Annotated in this window: 15 protein-coding genes; 7 read left to right on the top strand and 8 right to left on the bottom strand. The window is 56.4% G+C overall.

The window, feature by feature from the left end; genetic code table 11:
* Positions 1-39: 39 nt before the first annotated feature.
* Both ACTJKV_RS10355 and ACTJKV_RS10350 read right to left on the bottom strand, forming a co-directional pair.
* Positions 40-474 (bottom strand): CBS domain-containing protein, encoded by a 435-nt coding sequence (locus ACTJKV_RS10355; RefSeq protein WP_274104117.1) that lies wholly within the window; start codon positions 472-474, stop codon positions 40-42.
* Positions 475-603: 129 nt separating this feature from the next.
* Entirely contained in the window at positions 604-1,368 is a 765-nt protein-coding gene (locus ACTJKV_RS10350; RefSeq protein ID WP_274104118.1) for a rhomboid family intramembrane serine protease, read from the bottom strand.
* 310 nt (positions 1,369-1,678) lie between these two features.
* On the opposite strand from ACTJKV_RS10350, the gene ACTJKV_RS10345 reads away from it, so the two are divergent.
* Positions 1,679-2,284 (top strand): PilZ domain-containing protein, encoded by a 606-nt coding sequence (locus ACTJKV_RS10345; RefSeq protein WP_062425373.1) that lies wholly within the window; start codon positions 1,679-1,681, stop codon positions 2,282-2,284.
* A 642-nt stretch (positions 2,285-2,926) separates the two neighbouring features.
* Positions 2,927-3,538, top strand: coding sequence for a transglutaminase-like cysteine peptidase (locus ACTJKV_RS10340; RefSeq protein WP_062425374.1), 612 nt, complete (start codon positions 2,927-2,929; stop codon positions 3,536-3,538).
* 215 nt (positions 3,539-3,753) lie between these two features.
* On the opposite strand, the gene ACTJKV_RS10335 is transcribed toward ACTJKV_RS10340, so the two are convergent.
* Both ACTJKV_RS10335 and ACTJKV_RS10330 read right to left on the bottom strand, forming a co-directional pair.
* Positions 3,754-4,188, bottom strand: a complete 435-nt coding sequence (locus ACTJKV_RS10335; RefSeq protein WP_062437550.1) for a DUF1489 family protein — start codon at positions 4,186-4,188, stop codon at positions 3,754-3,756.
* 64 nt (positions 4,189-4,252) lie between these two features.
* Entirely contained in the window at positions 4,253-5,656 is a 1,404-nt protein-coding gene (locus ACTJKV_RS10330) for an L-serine ammonia-lyase (RefSeq protein WP_062425376.1), read from the bottom strand.
* 768 nt (positions 5,657-6,424) lie between these two features.
* Here ACTJKV_RS10330 and ACTJKV_RS10325 point away from each other — a divergent pair.
* Entirely contained in the window at positions 6,425-6,778 is a 354-nt protein-coding gene (locus ACTJKV_RS10325) for a hypothetical protein (RefSeq protein ID WP_062598976.1), read from the top strand.
* Here ACTJKV_RS10325 and ACTJKV_RS10320 read toward each other — a convergent pair.
* A complete protein-coding gene (locus ACTJKV_RS10320; RefSeq protein WP_274104119.1) occupies positions 6,773-7,528 on the bottom strand; it encodes a phosphodiester glycosidase family protein in 756 nt (251 codons plus the stop codon). The genes ACTJKV_RS10325 and ACTJKV_RS10320 overlap by 6 nt on opposite strands.
* A gap of 235 nt (positions 7,529-7,763) precedes the next feature.
* On the opposite strand from ACTJKV_RS10320, the gene ACTJKV_RS10315 reads away from it, so the two are divergent.
* Positions 7,764-8,501, top strand: a complete 738-nt coding sequence (locus tag ACTJKV_RS10315; RefSeq protein WP_274104120.1) for a ParA family protein — start codon at positions 7,764-7,766, stop codon at positions 8,499-8,501.
* 205 nt (positions 8,502-8,706) lie between these two features.
* Here ACTJKV_RS10315 and ACTJKV_RS10310 read toward each other — a convergent pair whose 3' ends face one another.
* Positions 8,707-8,868 carry an entericidin A/B family lipoprotein gene (locus tag ACTJKV_RS10310; RefSeq protein WP_062425379.1) on the bottom strand — a complete coding sequence of 54 codons (162 nt, stop codon included), beginning with the start codon at positions 8,866-8,868 and terminating at the stop codon, positions 8,707-8,709.
* Between the two features lie 116 nt (positions 8,869-8,984).
* Positions 8,985-9,935 carry a LysR family transcriptional regulator gene (locus tag ACTJKV_RS10305; protein WP_186330186.1) on the bottom strand — a complete coding sequence of 317 codons (951 nt, stop codon included), beginning with the start codon at positions 9,933-9,935 and terminating at the stop codon, positions 8,985-8,987.
* Between the two features lie 196 nt (positions 9,936-10,131).
* On the opposite strand from ACTJKV_RS10305, the gene ACTJKV_RS10300 reads away from it, so the two are divergent.
* Positions 10,132-10,332 (top strand): hypothetical protein, encoded by a 201-nt coding sequence (locus ACTJKV_RS10300; RefSeq protein ID WP_274104121.1) that lies wholly within the window; start codon positions 10,132-10,134, stop codon positions 10,330-10,332.
* Between the two features lie 136 nt (positions 10,333-10,468).
* Entirely contained in the window at positions 10,469-12,544 is a 2,076-nt protein-coding gene (gene glgX / locus ACTJKV_RS10295) for a glycogen debranching protein GlgX (RefSeq protein ID WP_274104122.1), read from the top strand.
* A gap of 107 nt (positions 12,545-12,651) precedes the next feature.
* Here the strand turns inward: glgX and ACTJKV_RS10290 are convergent, their stop codons facing one another.
* Positions 12,652-13,062 (bottom strand): response regulator, encoded by a 411-nt coding sequence (locus tag ACTJKV_RS10290; RefSeq protein WP_246666337.1) that lies wholly within the window; start codon positions 13,060-13,062, stop codon positions 12,652-12,654.
* A gap of 381 nt (positions 13,063-13,443) precedes the next feature.
* Here ACTJKV_RS10290 and ACTJKV_RS10285 point away from each other — a divergent pair, with 381 nt between their 5' ends.
* A complete protein-coding gene (locus tag ACTJKV_RS10285; RefSeq protein ID WP_062426109.1) occupies positions 13,444-14,478 on the top strand; it encodes a GlxA family transcriptional regulator in 1,035 nt (344 codons plus the stop codon).
* Positions 14,479-14,560: the final 82 nt, after the last annotated feature.

Here is a 14,560-nt window from a genome sequence, read left to right as displayed (position 1 = left end):
GGGTGCCTGCCCTCCTACCTGCTCAAGGCGGACCGCCGATCAGCCGGCAATATAGGCCTTGATGTGCTCGGCTTCCGTCTCGATCTCGCTGATGCGGGCCTTGACCACGTCACCGATGGAAATGATACCCGCAAGGCGCCCATTGGCCTCTACCGGCAAATGACGGAACCTGCCGCCGGTCATGATCTCCATAAGGTCGTCTGTCGTGGTTTCCTCGTTGCAGCGGGTCACACTCTTGGTCATCACGTCGGAGACCTTGGTCTCCAAGGCTGCGGAGCCTTTTGCGGCCACGGCACGCACGAGATCGCGCTCTGTAAAGATGCCCAGGACTGCGTCCATATGGTCGGTCACGACAACAGCACCAATCCGATGCTCGTAGAGCGTCACGGCAGCATCGGCAATCGACATGCCGGGATCGACCGTCACGACCTCTCTACCCTTGATATCGAGAATTTCCTTTACAAAAATCGGCATGCGTACCTCCCTTATCCGTTGCAGCCCGGCTATCGCACCCAAGTCTCCTCCCTGAGAACGAAGCACCGTCTTCAAATTTTTGCGCTCCCTCGACAGGGAAAGCAACAGGATTTGAGGTTCGATCAAACTTCAATCGATTGAGGCAGCCTTCTCTCCCGACGCGATTTTGGGATCGAACAGGCCGAAGAAAAGGAAGCCGAAGAAGAAGCCGAAGATGTGAGCGTCCCACGCCACCTCGCCTCCGACATCACCGAATAGCGGGAAGCCCACGGCAATCAGCGCATTACCCGCGAGCCACGCGATCGTGAAGATCAAAACCGTTTTATTGGTCAGCGCCTGGACAATTCCCTGGCGCGGAAGAAGGTGGCCGAAGGAAGGATGATAACGCTGCCCGCGGCGCGGAAAGGCGAAGCGGCAAGCTGCACCCATCAGGGCTGAGACGACGCCGGACGCACCAATCAGAACCGTGATGCTGCTCCAATCAAGCGCCGCATGGCCGAAAGCAGAAATCGCCGAAGAAATTATCCAGAAGAGAATAAATCGTGGTGTGCCGATGCGGCGCGCCACGGGCGCACCAAACGCCATCAGCCATAGCCCGTTGAACAGGATGTGCTCAATACCACCATGCAGGAAGGAATAGGTCACTGGCGTCCAGAGCCATTCAAGGCCTTGCTGCGCCAGGGGAATAGTATAGCGCGCAGGGATGAAGCCGAAGGTGAAGAGGAAGGCCTCATAAGTCATGTCCGACATCAGGTAGGCCAAACCTAACTGGATGGCGATCATGAAACCAAGGACAGCGACGATGATAAAGGGAAGGTTGAACACCGGTTGCTTCTGCGGCGGGGGGCGATCGTCTCGCGGCTCTTGCAATTCACCGCCGTCATGATGCGTCATTTCATTTCCATTTCATATCGTTCGACCCAGTTTCAGCCATATAGGAAGGGTCGACCAAATAAAAGCAGCCGCGAGGTGCCAACACGGTCGATAAGGCTCTTTTTCAAAATCGTCAGACCCGCCAAGGAGACGATGAAAACCGGCATATTTTCCGCCTACAACAGTTTTGCTTCACAATGAGACAGTGGAGCAGAAGCTTTCGCTGATATCGCGTAATTCTCCTCAAATATTGCTGTACGACAAAACAGTCTGTTAACCCGCGCGTAGTAAATAGGGCTTGTCCTTTTCTTCATGCAACATAGCGCAGGCCATGTTTTCATCACATCTCGCACACGCCCACGTTTCGAAGTCAGTCGACACCGCCGAACCGCCGGTTACCGTCGGTCTTTCCGGACGTCTTATGTTGCCGACTGAAGATGAGTTTGACTGTACTGCCACAGAAATGACGGCGGAAAGTGCGCGGCTGACGTGCTTTGCCAGACCGAACCGGAATGACCGGATCATCATCTATCTGCAGCATATCGGTCGCGTCGAAGGCAAGGTCACACATCTCACTGGCGACGGTTTTTCGATCGCTATTGCAGCGACAGAACGCAAGCGCGAGAAACTCGCCGCTCAACTGGCGTGGATTGCAAAGCGCCAGGCGCTCGGCCTGCCTGAGGACCGGCGGCATGATCGTCTGACTCCGCGCAACCCAAATGCCTCGCTTCTCCTGAATGACGGCAATACGGTCGGCTGCCGCATCATCGACCTTTCGCTCTCCGGTGCCGCTATCGAGATCGAACCTCGGCCAGCGCTCGGCACCACCGTCCGCCTCGGCAATATGGGGGGGCGCATCGTTCGCCATTTCATGGAAGGCGTTGCGATCGAGTTCGACAGTGTTCAGTCCAAGGACGCACTGATCGAGTTTCTCTGAGACTTTTTCACGATCGAATTTAAGGACCGGCGACGCCCAGCGTTTGCCGGTTTTTTCTTGCCTTTCGATCGTTAGTTTCCGCTGCAGATCTTGCGCATAAGGTGCGACAGGCCGTCACCATCTCGAGAGCGCTCGTGAGTCCCGAGCCTTGTTCCAACGATTTATCGGTCGAACTCCCTCCATGCTGCGTAAGTATGCTTGGCCAAAGGCCTTCCAAAGGTTGGGATCAACCTGCTCCAAAGTGGGACTCAAAAGAAATTTCTGAAAAAAGCGCAGAAAAAGACGGTTGAAGTACGATTTTTTCTGCAATCAGAACAGGAATTTTCGCCGCTTTCAGCCGTTTTGAGCGGGCTTTCACCTCCAAAACAAAGTGAATGAATGGTTGAGTGTTGCTCAACACTGGCTGAAATCACCGTGCTCGTTAACCCTACTCCATTCACAGGGTGCCGGAATGTGGGCGGTTTGCAGCCTTCGGTCGACTGACGAGCTAATCGGATCGATAAAATTCTATTCAAATTCCATTCAAACATGAATCAAATAAGCTGTTGTTTTTGCTTAATTTAAGCTCGAATTTGAGCGCGCTTTTTTGCGTGCGATCAAAGTGTCGCTGGCATTGTCCTCCTCACAACGGGGAGACAAGAAATGAAAAAACACAGCCGTTTGGGACTGATCATAGCAGCACTGGCAATTGGCGCATTCGCCCCGCAGGCAGAAGCATCGCCAGGAGCAGCAATGCGCATCATCGGAAAGGCCAATCCTCCGATCGGGCATTATGAGTTCTGCCAGACCTACCAGAGCGAATGCCAGCCAACCTCGGCCGATATGGGCCCGCTTCGGTTGACGGAAGAAACCTGGAAGACGATGCTGGACGTGAACTACACGGTCAACACCACCATCACGCCAGCGACCGATATGGAGATTTACGGCGTCGAAGAGCGCTGGGCCTATCCGACGACAGCAGGCGACTGTGAAGACTTCGTGCTCTTGAAGCGTAAGATGCTGATGAACAAAGGCATCTCCGCCTCCAACCTGTTGATCACCGTCGTGCTGCAGCCGAACGGCTCGGGCCATGCGGTGCTGACGGTGCGGACCGACCGCGGCGACTTTATTCTCGACAACCTCCGCAACAAGGTCATGGACTGGTCGGATACCGAATACACCTATCTCAAGCGCCAGGATTCGAACAATCCAGGCCGCTGGGTCAAGGTTCAGGACGGCCGCAACGTCAGCGCCGTCGCCGGCATCAAGAACTGATTGCAAGGGACAGAGCGACGGAACGCCTCCCCGCAGCCCGGTGCAGTTTAATAAGCGGAAGTCGTGACGGCAAAGACGTTCGTCGCAAGTGCTTCCAAGGTTTAGGCAGGTCGCTTTACCCCGTGTCGATCCTGCCGCAGAACCGGTTCCGTTGCCCCCGGAGCCGGTTTTTCTATTTTGACATGTGCCGGCGCTTAAGAACTGCGAGGGTCGTGCTAAAGAAGTCCGAGTTCCGCGAGTTCCCGTCGGAGATCGGAGGGCATGTCGTCCGCAAGGCCTGAGCCGCCCAGATCGCGTGGAGCTTCCTCGTCTTTAAGATAACGCCAGCCCTGGAAGGGACGCTTTGGTGCAGGCGAGGTCTCGATGACTTCCGGTCCCAGAACCAGATCACACCGCGTGATGCCATCGCCACCGGTGAAGGAACGGATATCGAGAAGCTTTTGGCGCGCCTGTACCTGTCCCTTGATCACCCAATAGAGAGAGCCACCGTCGAGCAGCTCTTCCATGCGCTTCGGGATCATGCGAGTGGTGTGGACGCTGTGCGGTTCCAGGCCAGCCGCCATAGCGGTTAGCGAACGTTGGGATACCCATTCGCGCAGATCCTCGATGGAATCCGCGCCGACGCAGAGCTTGATCAAATGTAGAGCCATGCCGCTATCAATGCCGTTTCGACGGACGCGTCAAGCGCCCGTCAAACAATCGCGTCATCAAATATCAACATTCCACGACATTGACGGCGAGGCCACCGGTGGAGGTTTCCTTGTATTTCTCGCTCATGTCATTGCCGGTCTGGCGCATGGTTTCGATACAGGCGTCGAGCGGCACGAAATGTTCTCCATCCCCCTTCAACGCGAGCGAGGCAGCCGTCACGGCTTTCACTGCGCCAAGCGCGTTGCGTTCGATGCAGGGCACCTGCACCAGACCTGCAACCGGATCGCACGTCATGCCAAGATGGTGCTCAAGCGCGATCTCCGCAGCGTTTTCCACCTGTGCCGGCGAGCCGCCCATCACCGCAGCAAGACCCGCCGCCGCCATAGCCGCCGCGGAGCCCACCTCCCCCTGACAGCCGACTTCGGCGCCGGAAATCGACGCATTGTGCTTGATGATCCCTCCGATCGCCGCTGCCGTCAGCAGGAAGTCACGAACGTCGTCGACCGAGGCATCCTCATGGAAGTGGCGGAAATAGCGAACAGTGGCGGGCACGACACCTGCCGCTCCATTGGTCGGAGCGGTCACGACACGACCGCCGACTGCGTTCTCTTCATTCACCGCCATGGCGTAAACGCTCAGCCAGTCGTTGGCGAGAACGGGATTTAACCGGTTGCTGCGCCACTCGGCATTCAGTTTGTCGTGGATAGAACGCGCGCGGCGACGAACCTTGAGCCCGCCCGGCATGATGCCTTCGCCCTTCAGGCCGCGTTCGATACAGCCGTTCATGGCATCCCAGATCTGGTCAAGCCGGCTATTCAGCACGTCGCGGCTCATAACCGTCTCTTCATTGGCGCGCTTCATCTGGGCGATGGTGCGGCCAGAGCGCGCTGCCATGTCCAGCATCTCCTTCGCGGTGGCAAAGGGATAAGGCACCTTGGGGCCGTTATCGACCGTCTTTCCGCGCTGGCGCATGGCGTCGAGTTCGGTGTCCGTGACAACGAAGCCGCCACCGACGGAGTAATAGATGCGCTTCAAAAGCATCCTGCCCTGATTGTCATAGGCAGAGAAGGTCATGCCATTGGCGTGGCCGGGAAGCGGGTTCTTCTTGTCGAATACGAGATCTTCGTTCGGACGAAAGGCATAGGACGGATGACCTGCCGGCTTCACAAGGCCCGTGCGCTCCACCTCAGCGATAATCCCGTCCATGGCATCCGGATCGACCTGATCCGGCTTCTCGCCCGTCAGGCCCAAGACAACAGCCTTGCCCGATCCATGGCCGATGCCCGTGAAGGCAAGCGAGCCGTGCAGGCTGACCTTTATGGCAGATACTGCTGCGCCTGAAGGCCTGGGCCAGTCATCCGACAGGATCAGTTCAAGAAAGCGGTTGGCAGCCGACATGGGTCCCATTGTGTGGGAGCTAGAAGGTCCGATGCCGATTTTGAACACGTCGAAGACGGAAAGAAACATTCTGGGATGCCCTATGTATAGACCTATTGGCGCGACTCTATCGGAAGCGCACGGCACGAGCCATATCAAAAAGCGGCCAAAACTGTGTCGGTAGCGCTGTGGCAACGACGGCATCGACCCGGAATCGGGACCGGTTTCGGGAAAGCGCGATGCGTGGAGTCTAAAACGATGAAGCGTCCTCTGTGCGTCCAAAGGGACGCACGGCGCTCAAGCGGTATCGCCAGACGAAAACAACGCGGCTCTTGGGAGAGGCCGCGCTGTTTTGCGAAAAAACTTTTTAAAAAGTGAGATGCTTACGGTGTACCAAAAAGATAGGTCAATGCGAGAAAAGCAGCGAAGCCTGCAAGTGCGCGTAACGTAACACCCCAGCAGGATTTCTGAGCGGTTTCTTCCATGATGACTCCAGCGTGTTCACTCTTCGGGCGGCTCTTGCAGCGCGTCCCATGGCGCAACCATTTATTAAAAATGTATGACGAACGCAAATGCAAAAAGAGGCTAAACCAAGGCGAATCCTGTGACCTGCCATACGTCCAGCGCATAGGTATATGAAAAAACAAGCGCTTAATAGGCGATGGCCATCGGGATGCAGTCAGCTTTGTGACCTCAATTCGGACACGAGTGTAAACACTGCAAGACACGCCTTACGTTGGAAACTGATCTTTCGTTAAAGAGGCGCTCGGCTTGGCGCACTGCACGAGGCCGCAAAGACTGCTTGAAAAGCATCTATCTCTGCACTACCGGAAGGACACTCAAGCAGAGCGGGGAATCATGCAGAGCGCTTCATCAGCCTTTCCAGACCGGGATACCGTGGCCTCGAAGATTTCGACGCTGAGCGCGGACGACGAGGCCTGGTTGAGACTTCTCTTAGAAAATCCAAAGCAGGACGAAGCGCTGCTGGAAGGCCTTCTCGTCTTTTTAGACAGGGAATCTCAGTCGCGCTTTCTCAATGCTCTGAAGCTGGAAAAATGCGGCAGATGGTTTGGTGACAATGCCCCTGCGCGCCTGCAGATCCGCCTTCACGAGGTCGCCAAGAGCAGCCAGCACCCCGCCTATAATGCGTTTAAAAGCGGGCTCGCCAAATCTGGCGGGCTTGAAAAAGCCTATCCCAAGTCACCTCTATAAGTCCGGTACCCGTTCCACGACAGCGATGATCGGGCCCATAGGGAAAAGACTATCGCGCCTGCCCGCTGCGGGAATATCGACGCTGGAGATCGTGCCATCCAGATAGAGAGCGTTGTCGGTCTTCAATCTGTCGCGGAACAGCGTGGCGAAATCATAGAAGCGCACCGGGTCTTCCGAGATGACGAAATGAACGATGCCGTCGGATGAGACGCCAACGCCGTTTCGGCGTTTGAAACTGTCGCTGTCGGCAAGGAAGCGCGGATGGAGTTTTCCATCGATGACGAGCATCGGGCCTGATTGCGTGGCAAGATCGGGTTTGAGATTGGCATTCAGGTAAGCGCTGGTTTCGCGCACGCCAGCTTTCCCGTCGGCAATGAAGAAAACGCCATTCGGCTGCATGTGGAAATTGCCCCAGCCCCCGGCAGAGCTGATCGGTGTCTTCTCGATCTTGTTGTCTATGTAGAGCCCGACTGGCGAGAGATCGCGGTGGTACATGCCGCCATTCATGGCGAAGACGATGAATTGATGCTGCCGCCACAGGGCCGACGACAATGCAGCAAAGCCGCCATAGGAGGCGCCCGTGACGTCGTCACGGCTAAAAAGCCGGATATCGGCTTTGCTCGGGTCAAAGCTGCAAACCGTATAAGCCGCGCCGGCGTGTTCCATTCTGAGACAGTAGGAAGGTAATTCACTACCGCGTGCTTGTGTTGCAAGAAGCAATGACAAAAAATATATTACAAAGCGGCGCATATTTTCCCTTGGCGGAAGTAAAGAATCATCGTTTCTATTGGGTGGGCGCCGGTGCGCCGCATAAGCAAGATTCAAAAGATCTGAGACGAGGCCACCTTCTTTCCAGACGGACTTTCCGCCTGAATTGAGGCCGCAGCACTACAATCAAACAAGAAAACACGTTCCGTTTTATGATGAAGCGGTTGTCGATTGCGGGCGATGATACGGCTCGAACACAGGATCAGGGGTTCAGACAGTGCCAGTCATTACATTTGCAAATACCAAAGGCGGAGCGGGAAAAACGACGGCTGCCGTCATCATTGCCAGCGAACTTGCCCGACTGGGACACCGCGTCACGTTGCTGGATGCGGATCCGCAACAGTGGACGTCCAGGTGGTACGGGCTGACGAAAGCCCAGAAAAACCTTTCCGTCATTTCGGACGTGAGCGATGATACCATCGAAGGCCATATCAAGGGCAGCAAGAAGCGCGGCGGTTATGTTATCGTCGATCTTCCCGGCGGGCGGTCACCACTCATGGCGAAGGCCATTGGCTTTGCCAACCACGTGCTTATTCCTGTCCAGGGCTGCGCCATGGATGCTGTGGGCGGCGCCGAAGTTCTCGGTCTTCTGAAGGACCTCGCCGAGCGTTGTAACATCCATATTCCGCATTCGGTCATTCTGACGCGCATCAGCCCAATCATCACCACCCGCTCCATGCAGGCTGTGAAGTCGTTGCTGGCGGAGAAGATGGTGCACGTGATGGGAACGCCTCTGGTAGAACGCGCTGCCTATCGCGATATGTTCGTGACCGGCGGTGCTCCGCATATGATGAATCCGGAGCGCGTCAGCAACCTGGACAAGGCGTGTGAGAATGCGCAGGCGCTTGCTCTCGAGGTCCTAAGTCTCGTGCCTGCAAAGACCGTTGCGGCCAAATCCGCCAAGGCTGCGGGTGCAAAGGCCGTCGCTTCGAAGCCGGCTAAGAAAGCGGCCTGAAGCAAGTCGCGCAAGAGTGCGAAGCGGTTTTGCGATAACGACATGCGACAATACAGGGATCGAAAGCGTGAGGAGCGAATCTGAAAGATCGCGACACGCTTGAAAAGCCAGTTTGGCACTTGTTGAAAACAGAAAAGCCGACGATTGCTCGTCGGCTTCATCATTTTCGTCAACCTATACGGCACGCGGCGGTGCCATGATCGTGTCAACGGCGCGCTGCGCGGTCCACGCTGCGTCCTGCATCCTGCGTTGCATCCACGGCATTCGCTGTGTCACGGCCGACGCCGCGAATTGTGTTGCCGCAAGAGCTAAGGCTAGCGACCGTAACGAGAATGGCAGCAACGGTTGCGAGTGCACGTGTCGTCATATTTCAAAACTCCCCTTGAGCCTGCACCTGCAGGCGTGATCCGTGACGCACGAAAAACGCTGCAAACTTGTTCAGGTTCCACGCGTTTTCAAAAAAACGTGAGGGCGCAACCTATTTCACCCACGATCTGCGCCGACCTGTGCGACATCGCGAAACGCATTGCGAATACTGTCTGCAACGGCCTGGATTGGACGGGACACTTTGTCGGTCATGATCAGGCGGATATCGAAACTGCCAAGCGGCGGCAGTCCCTCCTTCTCTCCAAGAATGACCATGTCGTTATGAACATAGGAGCGCGGAAGCGGCGCAATCGCCAGATCGGCTTCGATTGCCGCTCTTTGCGCCATCGTGTGACCGCTGAGATAGGCAACCCGATACGGACGATTGCGCTTGTCCAGCGCGTTGATCGCCTCTGAGCGCCAGATGCAGCCATCCTCCCAGATCGAGATCGGCAATGGATCGCGCAAATGCGCGGTGCCGCATTTCGCACCCGCCCAGACCAGCCGTTCCCGCATCAAGACTTCGCCGGTATCGCGTAGAGGATGGGAGGCGCAATTGACCAGCGCCAGATCAAGCCGCTGCTCATCGATGCGCTTGTAGAGTTGCGAACTGGAGTCGATCGTGACGTCCACCATGATTGCAGGAAAGGCTTCTGCGAAGCGCTTGAGGATTCCGGGCAGCAATCCGCGCTGACCGAGATCATCTGGCGCACCCAGCTTCACGACGCCGGACAGCTCCGGCATGACGAAGCGAGACACGGCCTCGTTCGACAGCGCGATCATTCGTCTGGCATAGGTCAGCAGGGTCTCGCCATGTGCGGTCAGCGTCACTGAACGTGCATCACGCAGGAAGAGCGTCGTCTTCAACTGCTCTTCGAGTTTCTTGATCTGCATGGACACTGCGGAGGGCGTTCGAAAAACCGCCTCGGCAGCCGTCGAAAAATTGCCCGTCTCGGCGATCGCGACGAAGGTGCGGAGGATATCGTTATCGAGCAAGGGAAGAGGCTGGCGAAATGAAACAGTCATGACCGTGTCCGTCAATTTTTCTGAATGATAGATCGATATCATTTCGTTTGATTGAATGTCAAGTGACGTCCATTCTTCCTCACATGCAGAAACGATCGCACCTGCAATCGGAATAAAGCAACACAAAATGTCATGGATGCCATCACTGTCATTCGATTGATTGATGATTTTGGCAAGCGCATAGGTGTCGTGTCGCATTCACGACAGACGCTGAAACAAAAAGGAAGGAGCGTTAAAAATGACTATGATAATCCCGCATGAGGAGACCGGTAGCTGGCTTCGGCTACGCCCGCCGTCCTGGATATCCCGCGTGGTCACCGCTGGATTCGAGCTTCGTGCTTCCTGGCAACGCAGACGCAACCTGCGCATTCTCGAGAGCCTGCCCGCAGACACATTGAAGGACATTGGATGGCCTGCCAACGACACCATCCGCAAGTGACCAAATGCTGCCGACGCTGCGTCGAGATAAATGAGTAAATGGCTCGCCAGGATATTCCGGCGGGCCATTTTTTTGCGCTGCGGAACAAACCACAGACAAGCCAGTTTCACTCGGTCACTTCATCAAGAGGAAACCCATGTCTAAGTTCGGCTCTAGCATTCAGCCCGGCGATTTCACGCGTCTGGGCGCCAATTTCGATGGCGACGGCGTAAATTTTGCAATCTTCAGCGCATGTGCACAACGGGTCGAACTTTGTCTTTTCGATGAGACGGGCAACACCGAAATCGAGCGCATCACTCTGCCTGAGTTTACCAACGAAATCTGGCACGGCTATGTTCCGGGATTGAAGCCCGGTGCCCTTTATGGATATCGCGTCCACGGCCCCTACGATCCGGAAAACGGCCACCGCTTCAACCCCAACAAGCTGCTGGTCGACCCTTACGCGCGCGAACTGGTGGGCGACATCCAATGGGGCCAGGAGCAGTTCGGCTACGACCTGAACAGCGAAGACAAGGATCTGTCCTATAACGAGGCCGACAGCGCCTCCAAGATGCCCAAGTGCCGCGTGATCGATCCCAAGGATTATGACTGGAGCGGCGACAAGCGTCCGAACATTCCGTGGTCAAAGACCATCTTCTACGAAACGCACGTCAAGGGATTCACCAAGCTTCACCCTGCCCTGCCCGAGGAGCTCAAGGGCACCTATGAAGGGCTCGGCCACAAGGATGTCGTTTCTTACATCAAAAGCCTCGGCATCACGTCGATCGAGCTTCTTCCGATCCACTACTTCCCCGACGATTCCCATCTGCTCGACAAGGGACTGAAGAACTTCTGGGGATACAACTCCCTTGCCTTCTTTGCACCGGCATCGCGTTACTACGGCCCGCGTGCCATGGCAGGCTTCCGTGATATGGTGCGGGCCTTCCACGATGGCGGCATCGAAGTCATTCTCGACGTGGTCTATAACCATACGGCAGAAGGCAATGAGCTTGGACCGACCCTCTCCTTCAAGGGGATCGACAACTTCTCCTATTACCGCACCCTGCCCGATCAGCCCCGTTATTACATTAACGACACGGGAACGGGAAACACCGTCAATACCTCTCACCCGCGCGTGCTGCAGATGGTGACGGACTCGCTGCGCTACTGGGCCGAAGATATGCATGTCGACGGCTTCCGCTTCGACCTTGGCACTATTCTGGGTCGCGAGCCGGAAGGGTTCGATCAGCGCAGCGGCTTCTTCGATGCTGTCGGCCAGGATCCGGTGCTGTCTCGCTTGAAGCTCGTGGGTGAGCCCTGGGACATCGGCCCTGGCGGTTATCAGGTCGGCGGCTTCCCGCCCGGCTGGGCGGAATGGAACGACAAGTACCGCGACACGGTGCGCGAATACTGGAAAGATGAGGATGGCACGGCCGGCGATTTTGCCGCGCGCGTTCTCGGTTCCGGCGACGTCTATGATCTTCGCGGCCGCAAGACCTGGGCAAGTGTAAACTTTATCACTGCGCATGACGGCTTCACACTGAACGACCTCGTTTCCTACAACGAGAAGCACAACGAGGCGAATGGCGAAGACAACAAGGACGGTCACAGCGACAATCGCAGCTTCAACTACGGCGTCGAAGGCCCGACGGATGACGAAGGCATCACCGCCGTTCGTGATCGCCAGAAGCGCAATTTTCTCGCAACCCTTCTGCTTTCTCACGGCACGCCAATGATTCTTGCCGGCGACGAGTTCGGCCGCAGCCAGATGGGCAACAATAACGGCTATTGCCAGGATAGCGATCTGAGCTGGGTGCACTGGGAAGGGCTGCCGGAAAGTGCCGAGACGTTGCGCGAGTTCACCCGCCGTCTGATCGAACTAAGGCAGACCCATTCCGTGCTTCGTCGCGACAGCTGGCATGACGGCACGCATGTTACCTGGCTGAACCCGGGCGGTGGAGAGCAGACGCCGGAACATTGGGCGGACGCGGGAAGCACATCGCTTGGCCTGAGGATGACCCGAGAAGGCGGCACGGAAGGCGACGAATGGAATGATGTCCTCATTCTCTTCAATCCGCATGAGGGCGATGTCGAGTTCAAGCTTCCCGAAGTCGAGCATGGCTGGACGACGGAGCTGACCACAGCCGACCCAACCGTGACCGGCAACCAGATTGCCAACGCGCAGAACTATACGATGGAAGCCCGCAGCCTGGTCTTGCTGCGCGCCGCGTAATCATCGATCACAGAGTCTGATTTCAGAATGAAAGCCGGAGTGACCCTCCGGCTTTTTCTATATGCGCGGAACCGGTCGTTCACCGACCGGCGCGGCACCTTCAAGGGTCAGCGTGCCGCGGCGCCGACGAGGCGCAAGCCGCGGCGCTTCTTCAACAGCTTCGCCTTGGCGGCGATAGCAGAGCGCACGGCGAAGAGAATGTCGTCGAAATGATAGGGCTTGCTGAAGAAGCGGGCATCTGCCGGAAGGTCCAAGCTTTCAGATGCATGTCCCCCGGAGGTGACGACGACTGCAATGTGATGTTGAGACTTGTCTAGTGTCTCGACGAGATCAAGGCCGGACAAACCGCCCGGCATGTCGATATCCGTCACCACGGCAGCGATCTGCTCGTTCTTGCCGATCACACCCACGGCTTCCAGCACATTGGATGCTTCCAAAACGCGGTAGCCCTTCTCTTCCAGGGCATCCACGAGGGCAAATCGAATGATTGGTTCGTCTTCGACAACCAATACCGTCACGCCAGCTTCCTGCATACGCAATACTCCGCTTTAAGCCTTGACCGCCAGACACAAGACTTGGCGGTTCACGTGCTGTGGCACCCGATGGGTGGCGGTGGCTTCGACGTCCGCCATTCCATCTTTTCAACAGAACGCGCAATTCGGCGACATTGATGAGAGCATGCGGGACAAAATTGAAAACAATATTAATAAAATGCAAAATATCTCGAAACGGCATGTCGCAAATTAGATATTGCCGTTTGTCAAGCCAGTCTCACGGATTGTTTTTTTGACGTGGACGAACCCGCGTCGTATTTCTCCTTCAGGCCGTCGCATTCAGAACATACAGATGATAGTTTCCAAGCAAGAAATTGCTTTTCCGCAAAATGGGGCATGGTCGTCATGAGCAAAACTCCCAAGAAACGTTCAATCGTATTTTTTATGGTTCCTCAGTTCACCATGCTTCCGTTTACGGCGGCGGTGGAAACGTTGCGTATCGCCAACCGTATGCTCGGTTACGACGCCTATGAATGGCGCCTTGCTTCCATTGACGGCCTCAAGGTGACCTCCTCCAGCGGTATTGCGCTCGAGGCAAACACCTCTCTTGCTGAAGAGCGCAAATGCATCGGCGGCGAGAACCGCCCAAGCATGGTGCTGGTCTGTTCCGGGATCGACATCGATCAATATGTGAACAAGTCGGTCAATGCCTGGCTGCGTGAAGTCAACAATCGCGGCATTGCTGTCGGTAGTCTCTGTACGGGCGCACATGTGCTTGCCCAGGCGGGACTGCTGAATGGCAAGCGCTGTGCGATCCACTGGGAAAATCTCCCAGGTTTTTCCGAGGCTTTTCCGCAAGTCGAAGTCTATGCCGATCTCTACGAAGTGGACGGCAATATTTATACCTGCGCCGGCGGAACGGCTTCGCTCGACATGATGCTGAACCTGATCGGTCAGGATTTCGGCGAAAACCTCGTGAACCGCGTGTGCGAGCAGCAGTTGACGGACCGCGTGCGCAATCCACACGATCGCCAACGCCTGCCGCTCCGCGCCCGTCTTGGCGTGCAGAACGACAAGGTTCTCTCGATCATCGAGCTGATGGAAAGCAACCTCTCTGAGCCTCTTTCGCTTCTCGATATTGCCGAAGGTGCCGATCTTTCCCGCAGGCAGGTGGAGCGATTGTTCCGCCAGGAAATGGGCCGATCACCCGCGCGCTACTATCTTGAGATCAGGCTGGACCGGGCGCGTCACCTTCTGGTACAATCGGCCATGCCGGTCGTGGAAGTCGCGGTCGCCTGTGGCTTCGTCTCGGCCTCGCACTTTTCCAAGTGTTATCGCGAAATCTATAACCGCACGCCGCAACAGGAGCGAGCAGAGCGCAAACTCGTGATCAGCGCATCGAGAATGCTGGCAGCCAGCCAGGGCAAGGCCGCACATTGAATTTGCCGTTAGCACGCGCCGCGCTACGTCAGTGCAGCGCGTTGTCGGTCGCTTCCAAAGAGTGAGACAGCCTAAATTCTCG

It is taken from the genome of Agrobacterium sp. 22117, assembly GCF_052045735.1.
Classification (GTDB): domain Bacteria; phylum Pseudomonadota; class Alphaproteobacteria; order Rhizobiales; family Rhizobiaceae; genus Agrobacterium; species Agrobacterium cavarae.
Note: the sequence above shows the minus strand (reverse complement) of the source record. Positions and strands in the feature narration are given on the sequence as shown.

What these genes read in the sequence shown, in the direction of transcription:
- ACTJKV_RS10355 (WP_274104117.1), bottom strand. Translation starts at nt 474, where the DNA reads ATGCCGATTTTTGTAAAGGAAATTCTCGATATCAAGGGTAGAGAGGTC.
- ACTJKV_RS10350 (WP_274104118.1), bottom strand. Translation starts at nt 1,368, where the DNA reads ATGACGCATCATGACGGCGGTGAATTGCAAGAGCCGCGAGACGATCGC.
- ACTJKV_RS10345 (WP_062425373.1), top strand. Translation starts at nt 1,679, where the DNA reads ATGTTTTCATCACATCTCGCACACGCCCACGTTTCGAAGTCAGTCGAC.
- ACTJKV_RS10340 (WP_062425374.1), top strand. Translation starts at nt 2,927, where the DNA reads ATGAAAAAACACAGCCGTTTGGGACTGATCATAGCAGCACTGGCAATT.
- ACTJKV_RS10335 (WP_062437550.1), bottom strand. Translation starts at nt 4,188, where the DNA reads ATGGCTCTACATTTGATCAAGCTCTGCGTCGGCGCGGATTCCATCGAG.
- ACTJKV_RS10330 (WP_062425376.1), bottom strand. Translation starts at nt 5,656, where the DNA reads ATGTTTCTTTCCGTCTTCGACGTGTTCAAAATCGGCATCGGACCTTCT.
- ACTJKV_RS10325 (WP_062598976.1), top strand. Translation starts at nt 6,425, where the DNA reads ATGCAGAGCGCTTCATCAGCCTTTCCAGACCGGGATACCGTGGCCTCG.
- ACTJKV_RS10320 (WP_274104119.1), bottom strand. Translation starts at nt 7,528, where the DNA reads ATGCGCCGCTTTGTAATATATTTTTTGTCATTGCTTCTTGCAACACAA.
- ACTJKV_RS10310 (WP_062425379.1), bottom strand. Translation starts at nt 8,868, where the DNA reads ATGACGACACGTGCACTCGCAACCGTTGCTGCCATTCTCGTTACGGTC.
- ACTJKV_RS10305 (WP_186330186.1), bottom strand. Translation starts at nt 9,935, where the DNA reads ATGATATCGATCTATCATTCAGAAAAATTGACGGACACGGTCATGACT.
- ACTJKV_RS10300 (WP_274104121.1), top strand. Translation starts at nt 10,132, where the DNA reads ATGACTATGATAATCCCGCATGAGGAGACCGGTAGCTGGCTTCGGCTA.
- glgX (WP_274104122.1), top strand. Translation starts at nt 10,469, where the DNA reads ATGTCTAAGTTCGGCTCTAGCATTCAGCCCGGCGATTTCACGCGTCTG.
- ACTJKV_RS10285 (WP_062426109.1), top strand. Translation starts at nt 13,444, where the DNA reads ATGAGCAAAACTCCCAAGAAACGTTCAATCGTATTTTTTATGGTTCCT.